The sequence below is a fragment of the Microbacterium cucumeris genome (assembly GCF_058349845.2).
On sequence record NZ_JBYRIZ020000003.1, the window covers coordinates 397,234 to 409,515 of the forward strand.

The window sequence follows — 12,282 nt, forward strand, 5'->3', positions numbered from 1 at the left end:
CCCCGGGACGGACCCGCGGGCGCGACTCGCACGCGCAGTCGGACGGTCAGCCGCGTGCGCCGAGCACCGTGTCGATGAGCCCGTACTCCTGGGCCGCGGATGCCGTGAACACCCGGTCCCGATCGGTGTCGGCCCTCAGCGTCTCGACGGATCGGCCGGTGTGCCGCGCGAGCACGGCCTCGAGGTCCGACCGCACCCGGACGACCTCGTCGGCGGCGAGGATGAGATCCGGGATCGCCCCGCGCGACTGCCCTGCCGGCTGGTGCAGCACGATCCGCGCGTGCGTGAGCGCGGCGCGCTGGCCGTCGGCGCCGGCGGCGACGAGCAGCGCCGCCGGTCCGATGGCCTGCCCGACGCAGGTCGTCGCGATGGCGGGCCGGATGTGCTGCATGGTGTCGTAGATCGCCAGCGCTGCGCCGGGATCCCCGCCCTCGCTGTTGATGTAGAACTGGATGCCGGTGTCGGGAGCATCCGCATCCAGGTGCAGCAGCTGCGCGATCAGGGCGTTCGCCACCCCCGCATCGATGCCGGTGCCGAGGTAGATCACCCGCTCGGCGAGCAGGTGGGAGTAGACGTCCATGACGCGCTCTCCCCGTGGGTGCTGCGCGATGACGTTGGGGATCGTGTAGCTGCTCATGACTGCCCTCCCAGTCCGACCCGCGCGCGCCGGCGCGGGAACACCTCGGCGGTCGAGGTGATGATCTCGTCGATGAAGCCGTAGTCCAGCGCTTCGGATGCCGTGTACCAGCGGTCGTGCAGCGAGTCCTCGAAGATGCGCTCGGCCGACTGACCGGTGTCCTCGGCGATCAGCCCGAGCACGGTGTCGCGCATCTGTCGGAGATCGTCGGCCTGCACCTCGATCTCGACGGCCGATCCGCCGATGCCCGCCGAGCCCTGGTGCATGAGCACGCGCGCGTGCGGCAGCGCCCGGCGCTTGCCCTTCGTCCCGCCGGACAGCAGGAACTGCCCTGCGCTGGCCGCCATGCCCAGCACGAGCGTCGAGACGTCGTTGGGGATGAGGTGCATGAGATCGCGGATCGCGAGCATCGCCGGGACCGAGCCTCCCGGCGAATGGATCCACAGGGCGATGTCGGCGACGGGGTCCTCTGCGGAGAGGGTCAGCAGCTGCGTCATCAGCAGCGTGCCGTTGTCGTCGTCGAGGGCGCCGTCGAGCACGATCACGCGCTCGTGGAACAGGGCGCGTCGGGCCTCAGGACCGAACTGCGGGATGGGGTTCTCTTCGCTCATGACTCCAGCGTGCGCCGCCGGCTCCCCGTCCGTCTCGGGAATCCGCCGTGGGCGGATCTGCTGTGAGCGGCGCGGCGAAACGGCCGGGGCGCACGCTCGAGGACCGGTTGTTTTAGGCACACCGAAAAGGTAGGTTTTCGGTGTGCCTAAAAATCTTCGCCTCGCCGTGGCATCCGTCGCCGTCGGCCTGATCGCGCTGACGGGATGCGCCACGGTATCCGATCCCGCCGACGATCGTCCCGTGGTGCTGACGACGTTCACCGTGCTCACGGACATCGCCCAGAACGTCGCCGGCGAGCACCTGCGCGTGGAGTCGATCACGAAGCCCGGCGCGGAGATCCACGGGTACGAGCCGACGCCGGGCGACGTCCGCCGGGCCTCCGACGCCGACCTCATCCTCGACAACGGGCTGAACCTCGAGGTGTGGTTCGCGCAGTTCGTCGAGTCGGTCGACGTCCCGCACGTGGTGGTGTCCGAAGAGGTCGACGTCATCGACATCACCGGCGACGCCTACGCCGGCAAGCCCAATCCGCACGCCTGGATGAGTCCGTCCAACGCCCAGCTCTACGTCGACGCCATGGCCGAGGCCTTCGCGGACCTGGATCCCGATCATGCCGATGACTACGCCGCCAACGCCGAGGCGTACAAGGCCGAGCTGCAGCAGGTGCAGGACGAGCTCGTCGACGCCCTCGCCGGACTGCCCGCCGAACAGCGCGCGCTGGTCACCTGCGAGGGTGCGTTCTCGTACCTCGCGAGGGATGCCGGTCTGACCGAGGCGTACATCTGGCCGGTGAACGCCGAGCAGCAGGCGACGCCGCAGCAGATCGCCGGGGTCATCGAGTTCGTCGAGGACAACGACGTCCCCGCGGTGTTCTGCGAGTCGACGGTCTCCGACAAGCCCATGCAGCAGGTCGTCGAGGCGACGGACGCCGAGTTCGGCGGCACCCTCTACGTGGACTCGCTGTCCGAGGCCGACGGCCCCGTGCCGACCTATCTCGACCTCATCCGCCACGACGCCGCCCTGATCGTCGACGGTCTCACCGGGGGTGCCGGATGAGCGAGATCGCGGTCGACGGCGTCACCGTCCGGTTCGGGGACGTCCTGGCGCTCGAGAACGTCTCGCTCGAGGTCTCGCCGGGGCGGGTGACCGGATTGATCGGCATGAACGGCTCGGGGAAGTCCACGCTGTTCAAGACGATCCTCGGACTGGTCCGGCCCGAGCGCGGAACGGTGGCCCTTTCCGGTTCCGACCCGACCTCCGCCCGCCGCCGCGGTCTCGTCGGCTACCTGCCGCAGAGCGAGGAGGTCGACTGGTACTTCCCTGTCTCGGTGCGGGACGTCGTCATGATGGGACGTTATGGTCACCAGGGCCCCATGCGACGAGCGCGGGCCTCCGATCGCGCAGCCGTCGACGAGGCGCTCGAACGGGTCGAGCTCGCCGACCTCGCCGACCGCCAGATCGGCCGGCTGTCGGGCGGGCAGCGCAAGCGTGCGTTCGTCGCCCGCGGGATCGCGCAGGACGCCGGCATCCTCCTGCTCGACGAGCCCTTCGCAGGCGTCGACAAGCGCAGCGAGGCGACGATCGTCCGGCTCCTGCGTGAGCTCGCCGCCTCCGGACGCACCGTGCTGGTGTCCACGCACGACCTGCACGCCCTGCCCGACCTGGCCGACGACGCGGTGCTGCTGCTGCGCCGCGTGCTGTTCCACGGTTCGGTCGCCGACGCCCTGCAGCCCGCACAACTGGCGCGGGCGTTCGGTCTGGATGCCGAGGGGGACGCCGCATGATCTGGGACTGGATCCTCGAGCCGCTGCAGTACGACTTCATGGTGCGGGCGCTCGCCACCACCGTCATGGCGGCGGTCGTCTGCGCACTGCTGTCCTGCTGGCTCGTGCTCGTCGGGTGGTCGCTGATGGGCGACGCGGTGTCCCACGCCGTGCTGCCCGGAGTCGTGATCGCCTACGTTCTCGGCGCGCCCTTCGCGCTCGGCGCGCTCGTGTTCGGATTCCTCGCGGTCGCCCTGATCGGGGCCATCCGCGGCACCAGCCGCGTGAAGGAGGATGCCGCGATCGGCATCGTGTTCACGACCCTGTTCGCGCTCGGCCTCGTGCTCATCTCGGTGACGCCCAGCCAGACCGATCTGAACCACATCATCTTCGGGAACATCCTCGGGGTGTCCGCGGCCGACCTCGTGCAGGTCGCGATCCTGGCGGCCGTCGCCTTCGCCGTGCTGCTCGTCAAGCGCCGCGACCTCACCCTGTACGCGTTCGATCCGACGCATGCGTTCGCGATCGGCCTCTCTCCACGGATGCTCGGGGCGCTGCTGCTCGGCGTACTGGCGCTGACGGCGGTGGTGGCCCTGCAGGTGGTCGGGGTGGTGCTCGTGGTCGCGATGCTCATCATCCCCGGCGCGACAGCCCAGCTCCTGACCGACCGCTTCGGCCGGATGCTGGTGATCGCGCCCCTGCTGTCGGCGGCCTGCAGCGTGACCGGCATCTACCTCAGCTACTGGATGGACGCCGCCCCCGGCGGACTGGTCGTGGTCGTGCAGGGAGCGGCCTTCGCCCTGGTGTACCTGTTCGACCCGCGTCAGGGCCTCATCGGCCGGCGGATCTTCCGGCGACGGGTGGCGGCCGCCGGGCGCTGAAGGACCGCATCATAGGCTGAGGCGCATGGCTCTGGAACCTCTCGCCCTGCCCGCCGACGACTGGAGCGCGTTCATCGAGAAGCGCGCGGGAGACGCGCTCGCGACCGCGCGGGACGTCGTCACGCGTCTCAAGGACGGCACGCGCCGCTCGGCGCTGGAGACCCTGGAGCTGTGGAATCTCGGCGAGATCGCGACCGCGAACGCCTCCAGTCTCACGCAGCTGCTTGCCGAGGTGCATCCGGACGCCGCCGTGCGGGGACTCGCCGAACAGCGCCTGCAGGACGCATCCGCGTTCGTGACCGAGCGCGACCAGGACCGCGAGCTGTTCGAGGCGCTCTCCGCGCTCGACGCAACAGAGCTCGACGCCGAGGCGACGCGGCTGCTCGATCGGGTGCTGCGGGATTTCCGGCGCGGCGGCGTGGATCGCGACGACGCCACCCGCGCACGACTGGCCGCGATCAGCGCGCGCATCACGGCGGTCGACCAGGAGTTCTCGCGCCATGTGCGCGACGATGTGCGCAGCATCCGGATCGCGCCGGACCGGCTGGAGGGCCTGCCAGAGGACTTCATCGCCGCGCACCCAGCCGGACCCGACGGGCTCGTGGAGATCACGACCGACTATCCGGACGTGCGCCCGTTCCGCAACTACGCGCAGGACCGCGCAGCGCGCGAAGAGCTCACGCGCGCCTTCAACTCGCGCGGCTGGCCGGAGAACGACGCCCTGTTGCACGAGCTGCTGGACCTGCGCGCCGAGCAGGCGCATCTGCTCGGCTACGCATCCTGGCCGGATTTCGATGCCGAGGTGAAGATGATCGGCACCGGCGACGCGATCGGCGAGTTCATCGACCGCATCGCCGACCTCGCAGATGCCGCGGCCCGTGAGGAGGCCGATGCCCTGCTCGCCCGCGCCCGTCAGGACGACCCGTCCCTCACCGGCATCACCACGGCCGACTCCGACTACTACGAGGAGCTCATCCGTCGGGAGCAGTACGACGTCGACGCACAGGATGTGCGCCGTTACCTGGACTTCCCCCGCGTGCGCGAAGGACTGCTCGCCGTCACGGGCCGGCTGTTCGGGCTGACGTATCGCGAAGTGCACGGGGTCGCGACCTGGGCCGAGGACGTCACGAGCTACGACGTCCTGCGCGGCAACACCAGACTCGGGCGCATCCATCTCGATCTGCACCCGCGAGAAGGCAAGTACAAGCACGCGGCGCAGTTCGACCTGGTCACCGGCGTGCACGGCATCCAGCTCCCGGAGGGCGTCCTGGTGTGCAACTTCCCTCGCGGGTTGATGGAGCACGAGCAGGTGAAGACGCTGTTCCACGAGTTCGGGCACCTGCTGCATCACGTGCTCGGCGGAGATCAGAAGTGGGCGAGGTTCTCGGGCGTCGCGACGGAGTGGGATTTCGTCGAGGCCCCGTCCCAGATGCTCGAGGAGTGGGCTTGGGATGCCGACATCCTGCGGTCCTTCGCCGTGGATGCCGCGGGCGAGCCGATCCCCGCCGAGCTCGTGGCGCGGCTGAGAAGGGCCGCGGACTTCGGACGAGGCATCTGGGTGCGCCGGCAGATGTTCTACGCCGCCGTCTCGTATCGGCTGCATCTCGAGAACCCCGCCGATCACGACGTGGCCGTGCAGGAGCTGTCCGAGCGCTACGAGGCCCTCGGTCGGGTGCCCGGCACCCACATGCAGGCCGCATTCGGGCACTTGACCGCATACAGCTCGGCTTACTACACGTACATGTGGAGCCTCGTGATCGCCAAGGACCTGTTCAGCGCGTTCGACCCGAGCGACCTGTTCGCGCCGGCGGTCGCCGGACGGTATCGCGACGAGGTGCTTGCGCGTGGTGGAGCTGCCGACGCAGCAGACCTCGTCGCGTCGTTCCTCGGCCGCCCGTACTCCTTCGACGCCTACGGCGCCTGGCTCGGTTCCTGACGCGGTACTCGTCCTGCCCCCCACCCGAGCGAAGCGGCGGAGGGGACGGCGGCGAAGGCCTGTGCCAGGTCGGCGATGAGATCGTCGGGATGCTCCAGACCGATTGAGAGCCGCAGCACGTCGGCGCCCGGTCGCGCCTCGGCCGGCACCGGCCGGTGCGTGAGGGCGGCCGGATGCTGGATCAGAGAATCCACGCCGCCCAGCGACACCGCGTGGGTGAACAGCCGCGTCGCCGCGGCCACCGCGCTCGCGGCCGGGTATCCGCCGCGCACGCGCATCGCGACCATGGCCCCGGTGCCCCGCATCTGCCGGTCCAGGATGCCGCGCTGATCGCCGTCCAGCCCGGGGTAGAAGACCTCCTCCACCTCGGGACGGTCGATCAGCCACTGCACGATGCGCCGCGCGCTCTGCTGCTGCCGCTCGATCCGGATCGGCAGCGTCGTCAGGCCGCGATGCAGGAGGTACGCGCCGAGAGGATGCAGCAGCCCGCCCGTCACCGCGCGCACGCGGCGCAGCGCCTCCGCCGTGGACTCGCGGCACGCGATCACTCCCGCGATGACGTCGCCGTGCCCGCCCAGGTACTTCGTCGCGCTGTGCAGCGACAGAGCCGCGCCATGATCGAGCGGGTTCTGCAGGATCGGCGTCGCGAAGGTGTTGTCCACGAGCACGGGCGCGTCGCCCGCAGCCGCCACGAGGTCGCCGATGTCGACGAGGTCGAGCGTGGGGTTGGCCGGCGTCTCGACGATGACGAGCCCGGTGTCCGGGCGCACGGCGGCTGCGACCTCGGCAGGGTGGCAGTAGGTCGCCTCCACCCCCAGCATCCCCGATCCGAGCAGGTGGTCCGTCCCGCCGTACAGCGGACGCACGGCGACGACGTGACGCCGCCCGGACTCCCCGCACAGGGCGAGGACGGCTGCGGTCATCGCCGCCATGCCGGAGCCGAAAGCGACGGCGGCCTCGGCGTGCTCCAGCTCGGCGAGAGCGCCTTCGAACCGCGCGACCGTCGGATTCCACAGCCTCGCATAGACCATGCTGCCCTCCGACGGCGGCCGGCCGCCCGTGGCCATGGCCTCGTAGGACTCTCCGCCGCGTTCGACATCGGGCAGCGGATTGGTCGTGGACAGATCGATCGGAAGGGCGTGCACGCCCAGGGCGGAGAGGTCCTCCCGCCCGCTGTGCACGGCAAGGGTCTCGGGATGCATGCTCGCCATCGTTGCGGACTTCGCAAAAGAAGTGGGACGATTCGACAGCATCCGCAGAGCTGACTGCCGATCCTGCGATTTCGAGCGAGATCGGATGCCGGAAGGAGCACGACCTTGACGAAAACGCCACCGCCCGCGGCATCCCTCGACCACCTCGACCTCGAGATCCTCGCGGCCCTCGGCGAGCGCGCCGACATCACGAACAAGGCGCTCGCGACGCGCCTGGGTCTGGCCGAATCCACGTGCGCGCACCGCGTCCGATCGCTGCGCACGCGCGGGATCATCCGCGACATCCGCATCCGTGTCGACGAGGCGGCGCTCGGGTTCCCGCTGCAGGCGATGATCAAGGTGCGCCTCGCCAACCACACCGGCGCCAAGGTCACAGCGCTGTTCGACGCGCTCGTGGCGATCCCTCGCGTGCTGCAGGTCTTCCACGTCGCGGGCGTCGACGACTTCCTCGTGCACGTGGCCGTGCAGGACGCCGCGGCGCTGCGCGACATCGTGCTCGAGCACATCACGATCCACCCGGTCGTCCGTGGCACCGAGACGCAACTGGTCTTCGAGCTCCGGGACGGCCGCGGCCTGCTGGGCTGACGCGACGCGGGGTGCAGGATGGAAGGCATGAGCCGTCCTGCCACCGCCGCCACGACCGCGATCCGCGAGATGCGCGATCTCCTGTTCGATCACGCCACCGACTACGAGGGCGCCCGCGCCGGATTCCGCTGGCCGCGGCTCGACGAGTTCAACTTCGCGCTGGAGTGGTTCGACGTCGTCGCCGGCGAGCACCCGGAGCGCGCCGCCGTGCAGATCGTGTCCGCCGACCTCAGCGTCCGGACCTGGAGCTACGGCGAGCTCTCCCGGCGCAGCGATCAGGTGGCGAACTGGCTGACCGGCCTCGGCATCCGGCGCGGCGACCACGTGATCGTGATGCTGAACAACTCGATCGAGTTGTGGGAGGTCATGCTCGGCATCACCAAGGTCGGCGCGGTGTCGATCCCCACCTCGACGCTTCTCTCGGCATCCGACCTCGCCTACCGGATCGAGCACGGCGAGGCCACGGCGGTCGTGACGCTCGGCCCGCTCGCCGACCGCGTCAGCGGAGACGTGCTGCGGATCGCGGTCGGCGACGTCCCGGACGGCTGGATCGACTTCGCCGATTCCGCCGCCGCATCCGACGTGTTCGAGCCGGACGCGCCGACGCCGGCCTCCGACACGAGCCTGCTCTACTTCACCTCCGGGACCACGAGCCGCCCGAAGCTCGTGCAGCACACGCACGTGTCGTATCCGGTCGGTCACCTGTCGACGATGTGGTGGCTGGGTGTGCGGCCCGGGGATGTGCACCTGAACATCTCGTCCCCGGGATGGGCCAAGCACGCCTGGTCGAGCTTCTACTCGCCGTTCCTGGCTCAGGCGACCGTGTTCGTGTACGACTACGCCCGCTTCGACGCGAACGCCCTCATGGAGGTCATGGACACGCATCACGTCTCGACGTTCTGCGCACCGCCGACGGTCTGGCGGATGCTGATCCAGGCCGACCTCGCCCGCCTCACGCACCCGCCGCGCGAGCTCGTCGGCGCGGGCGAGCCGCTCAATCCCGAGGTCATCACCCGGGTGCGCGACGCATGGGGCGGCACGATCCGCGACGGGTTCGGCCAGACCGAGATGACGGCCTGCGTCGGCAACTCGCCCGGGCAGGTCGTCAAGGACGGGTCGATGGGACGCCCGCTGCCCGGCTACCCGGTCGTGCTGCTGGACCCCGTGACCGGGCAGCTGGTCGATGACGAAGGCGAGATCGCCCTGGATCTCACGGAGGAGCCTGTGGGCCTCATGGCCGGTTACTACCGGGATGCCGCCAGGACGGCCGAGTCCCGCGCGGGCGGGTTCCATCACACCGGCGACATCGCGACGCGCGACGCGGACGGGTACCTGACCTACATCGGGCGGGCGGACGACGTCTTCAAGGCCTCGGACTACAAGATCTCGCCGTTCGAACTCGAGTCCGTGCTGCTGGAGCACGAACTCGTCGTCGAGGCGGCCGTCGTCCCGAGCCCGGACCCGACGCGGCTGTCGGTCCCGAAGGCCTACATCTGCCTGCGCCCGGATGCCGGGGACGAGACCGCCGCGGCCGGAGCGATCTACGCGTTCGCTCGGGAACGGCTCTCGTCGCACCTGTGGGTGCGGATCATCGAGTTCGTCCCGGAGCTCCCGAAGACGATCTCGGGGAAGATCCGCCGCGTCGAGCTCCGCGCGCGCGAGGCCGAGCGCGTGGCGGCCGGCGCGGATGCGTCAGGGCAGCACCTGGACCGCGACCACCGTTGACGTGACCGGCTTGGCCGTCGCGACCGAGGCTGCAGGGACCGCGGGCTTGGCGGGAACCGTCTGCTCGTCCGCGCGTTCGGGCACCGGTCGTTCCGGTCGCGCGGACAGCACCGCCCGCACGATCCCGCCGATCACCAGCGCGGCGACGAGCGCCACCCCGGACACCAGCAGCGGCATCCACACGGTCGCGAACACCGCGGCGACGCTCAGCAGCGCACCCACGATCCAGACGCCGATCGCGCCGCCCGCCATCCCGTTGGACCCGCGCGCGATCATGACGGTCGCGACGAGCGCGCACAGCACCGCGATACCCGCCCCGACGATCCCGATCGGCACGAACAGGCCGGCCAATCCGTTGGCCACAGCCGTCGATGAAACCATCTTGCACCCCCCGATGCACTCTCCTTGCTGACAAGGCTAGGCGAGCATCGGCGCGTGCGCATCCATCGATAGGACGATCCGTCGTCATCCCCCGGTCGGATCCCCCGCGGGCTGCTCGACCCGCGTTTCCGACGGCTCCGCTCCCCCGCCCCGGGTCCATGATGGAGGGGTGGCCGTACGTCTCTCGGAACTGAACCGGATGCCCGAACCGCAGCACGTCTTCGTCGGCGAGGGCGTGCGTCTGGCGACCTACACGTGGGGGGATCCGGACGCTCCGGCCGTCGTCATCGTGCACGGCTTCGCGTCCAGCACGCGCGACAACTGGGTTCTGACGGGCTGGACCCGGATGCTCGAGCAGGCGGGCTACTTCGTGCTCGGCGTCGATCAGCGCGGCCACGGCCTCAGCGACAAGCCGCACGAGGCGAACGGGTACGACGTGCGCAGGCTCGCGTCGGATCTGGAGACCGTACTCGACACCTACCTGGTCGAGGAGGCGCGCTACGTGGGCTACTCGCTCGGCGCGAGAGTCGGCTGGCAGGTCGCAGTCGACCTGCCGGACCGGATCACGCGCGCCGTTCTGGGCGGCGTGCCGGAGGGCATCCCCCTCGCCCGGCTCGATCTCGACCAGGTCCGCCGTCACATCACGGACGGCGCGGAGGTGACGGATGCCGCGACGCAGAACTACATCGCCCTGACCGAACGGGTCCCGGGCAACGACCTGCGCGCCCTGCTCGCCCTCGCGGAGGGCATGCGCGCATCGCGCACGATCGATCCCGACACGGCTCAGGCACCGCAGCAGCCGGTGCTGTTCGCGACGGGATCGCAGGACGCCATCATCGAGGGATCACGCCATCTCGCATCCGCTGCCCCGCAGGGCCGGTTCCTCGAGATCCCCGATCGGCACCACTTCAACGCACCCGGGTCCCGCGCCTTCCGCGAAGCCGCGCTCGCCTTCCTCGCGGAGCGTTGACCGCACCGGGCAGCGGGATCGGCGACGTGACGACCGCGTCCACGACGAGGGAGCTGTTCGTGGGTCCCACCACGGGGATGGGCGTGGTCTCGGTCACGACAGCCGCGGTGATCGGCATGCGCGCCAGGCGGCGGTGCTCGCGGACGTAGGCCGGGACGAGGATCACCACCGCGCCGATCCAGGCGAGCGGGTTGCTCCAGGCCACGCCCACGAAGCCGAAGAGCGCCCCGAACACCACGGCCGCGACCACGCGCATCACGAGTTCGACGACGCCCGTGACCGTGGGGATCATGGCGTGGCCGAGACCCTGCAGGGCCCCGCGGAGCACGAACAGCACGCCGAGCACGGCGTAGCAGGACGCGTTGATGATCAGCATGAGATGCGCGAGGTCGACGACGTCGGGAGCCGCGTCGCCGACGAAGACCTGCACGATCGCGGACCCCGTCACCACGAGCAGCACGCCGAGCGCCACCGATCCGATGATCGCGATCCACGTCGCCTGCACGACGCCGCGGCGGATGCGGTCGGGCCGGCCGGCGCCCACGTTCTGCGCGACGAACATGCTGGTCGCCAGACCCAGGGACGCCAGCAGCGCGCTCGCGAGGCTGTCGACGCGCGAGCCGGCCGTCCAGGCGGCCACGGCATCCGCGCCCTGCTCGTTCAGGGCGACCTGGACCGCCAGCGTGCCGATCGCGATGATCGACGCCTGGAAGCCCATCGGGAGACCCAGGCGCAGGTGCTCCCAGATCTCTCCGCGGGTGACGCGCCAGTCGTCGCGCTTGACGTGCAGGTCATGCAGTCGACGGCGCAGATACTCCAGGCACAGCGCGACGGAGATGCCCTGCGCCACCACGGTCGCGAGCGCGGCCCCGGCGACGCCCCAGCCGAGCGGTCCCACCATGAGGATGACGAGGCCCACGTTCAGCAGACAGGCGAGGGTGAGGAACCACAGCGGCGTGCGCGAGTCCCCGATCGCGCGGATGATCGCGGCCAGGTAGTTGAAGAACATCGTCGCCGCAGCGCCGAGGAAGCTCACCTGGGCGAACACGACGGCGTCGTCCATGAGCTCGGGCGGCGTCTGCATGGCCTCGAGCGCGGGCTGGGCGAGCAGCGGCGCGGCGATCGTCAGCACGATGCTCATCGCCCCGGTGAGGATCGTCCCCGTGGCCACCGAGCGCCGGACGCCGCGGGCGTCCCCGGCGCCGAAGGCCTGCGCCGTCGGGATGGCGAATCCGCTCGTCAGACCCCAGGCGAATCCGAGCAGCAGGAACAGCAGGCTGCCCGTCGCGCCGACCGCGGCGAGCGCGTCGACGCCGAGCTGACGCCCGACGACGATCGTGTCGACGAACTGGTAGAGCTGCTGGACGACGTTGCCGATGAGCAGCGGGACGGAGAAGGCGAGGATGACGCGCCAGGGCGCGCCCGTGGTGAGGGAAGTGGACACAGTCGCTCGACAGGCAGATGGGGGCGGATCGGGAGGAGCACACGCAGAGGTGCGGATCCGATTGTATCGAATCGATTCGAGCCCGTCGAGCAGGAAGTGCCGCCCGCTTCGCGGATGCTGAGATCCGGAGCTTGGCG

The 12,282-nt window shown here is 70.3% G+C and carries 12 protein-coding genes; 7 read left to right on the forward strand and 5 right to left on the reverse strand.

The features are described 5' to 3' along the window. Nucleotides 1–46: 46 nt before the first annotated feature. Nucleotides 47–637 carry a ClpP family protease gene (locus tag AC3RXZ_RS10995; RefSeq protein ID WP_243228526.1) on the reverse strand — a complete coding sequence of 197 codons (591 nt, stop codon included), beginning with the start codon at nt 635–637 and terminating at the stop codon, nt 47–49. Further along, on the reverse strand, nt 634–1,248 hold the full coding sequence (locus AC3RXZ_RS11000; RefSeq protein WP_491494045.1) for a ClpP family protease: 615 nt from the start codon (nt 1,246–1,248) through the stop codon (nt 634–636). Before AC3RXZ_RS11000 ends, AC3RXZ_RS10995 begins: the two co-directional genes overlap by 4 nt. A 142-nt stretch (nt 1,249–1,390) precedes the next feature. On the opposite strand from AC3RXZ_RS11000, the gene AC3RXZ_RS11005 reads away from it, so the two are divergent. Genes AC3RXZ_RS11005 through AC3RXZ_RS11020 form a run of 4 tightly spaced genes read left to right on the forward strand, consistent with a single transcriptional unit; the run spans nt 1,391 to nt 5,829 of the window. Beyond that, on the forward strand, nt 1,391–2,305 hold the full coding sequence (locus AC3RXZ_RS11005; RefSeq protein ID WP_374208971.1) for a metal ABC transporter substrate-binding protein: 915 nt from the start codon (nt 1,391–1,393) through the stop codon (nt 2,303–2,305). Beyond that, the gene (locus tag AC3RXZ_RS11010; RefSeq protein ID WP_491494046.1) at nt 2,302–3,033 is read left to right on the forward strand and encodes a metal ABC transporter ATP-binding protein; all 732 of its coding nucleotides are present in this window, start codon (nt 2,302–2,304) and stop codon (nt 3,031–3,033) included. Before AC3RXZ_RS11005 ends, AC3RXZ_RS11010 begins: the two co-directional genes overlap by 4 nt. Continuing rightward, nucleotides 3,030–3,893 carry a metal ABC transporter permease gene (locus tag AC3RXZ_RS11015; protein ID WP_491494047.1) on the forward strand — a complete coding sequence of 288 codons (864 nt, stop codon included), beginning with the start codon at nt 3,030–3,032 and terminating at the stop codon, nt 3,891–3,893. Before AC3RXZ_RS11010 ends, AC3RXZ_RS11015 begins: the two co-directional genes overlap by 4 nt. Before the next feature lie 25 nt (nt 3,894–3,918). Then, nucleotides 3,919–5,829 carry a M3 family metallopeptidase gene (locus tag AC3RXZ_RS11020; RefSeq protein WP_491494048.1) on the forward strand — a complete coding sequence of 637 codons (1,911 nt, stop codon included), beginning with the start codon at nt 3,919–3,921 and terminating at the stop codon, nt 5,827–5,829. On the opposite strand, the gene AC3RXZ_RS11025 is transcribed toward AC3RXZ_RS11020, so the two are convergent. Continuing rightward, nucleotides 5,805–7,031, reverse strand: coding sequence for a trans-sulfuration enzyme family protein (locus AC3RXZ_RS11025; RefSeq protein ID WP_491494049.1), 1,227 nt, complete (start codon nt 7,029–7,031; stop codon nt 5,805–5,807). The two genes, AC3RXZ_RS11020 and AC3RXZ_RS11025, sit on opposite strands and share 25 nt — an antisense overlap. 114 nt (nt 7,032–7,145) lie before the next feature. Here AC3RXZ_RS11025 and AC3RXZ_RS11030 point away from each other — a divergent pair, with 114 nt between their 5' ends. Together AC3RXZ_RS11030 and AC3RXZ_RS11035 are read left to right on the forward strand one after the other, a co-directional pair. Beyond that, complete coding sequence (locus tag AC3RXZ_RS11030; RefSeq protein ID WP_243228504.1) at nt 7,146–7,625, forward strand: Lrp/AsnC family transcriptional regulator; 480 nt, start codon at nt 7,146–7,148, stop codon at nt 7,623–7,625. A 27-nt stretch (nt 7,626–7,652) separates the two neighbouring features. After that, nucleotides 7,653–9,350, forward strand: coding sequence for an AMP-binding protein (locus tag AC3RXZ_RS11035; protein WP_491494050.1), 1,698 nt, complete (start codon nt 7,653–7,655; stop codon nt 9,348–9,350). Here the strand turns inward: AC3RXZ_RS11035 and AC3RXZ_RS11040 are convergent. Next, on the reverse strand, nt 9,318–9,731 hold the full coding sequence (locus AC3RXZ_RS11040; protein WP_491494051.1) for a hypothetical protein: 414 nt from the start codon (nt 9,729–9,731) through the stop codon (nt 9,318–9,320). The genes AC3RXZ_RS11035 and AC3RXZ_RS11040 overlap by 33 nt on opposite strands. Nucleotides 9,732–9,930: 199 nt before the next feature. Between AC3RXZ_RS11040 and AC3RXZ_RS11045 the strand changes: the two genes are divergently transcribed. Continuing rightward, nucleotides 9,931–10,701, forward strand: a complete 771-nt coding sequence (locus tag AC3RXZ_RS11045; protein ID WP_491494122.1) for an alpha/beta fold hydrolase — start codon at nt 9,931–9,933, stop codon at nt 10,699–10,701. On the opposite strand, the gene AC3RXZ_RS11050 is transcribed toward AC3RXZ_RS11045, so the two are convergent. Further along, the gene (locus AC3RXZ_RS11050; protein ID WP_243228501.1) at nt 10,640–12,145 is read right to left on the reverse strand and encodes an MATE family efflux transporter; all 1,506 of its coding nucleotides are present in this window, start codon (nt 12,143–12,145) and stop codon (nt 10,640–10,642) included. The genes AC3RXZ_RS11045 and AC3RXZ_RS11050 overlap by 62 nt on opposite strands. Nucleotides 12,146–12,282: the final 137 nt, after the last annotated feature.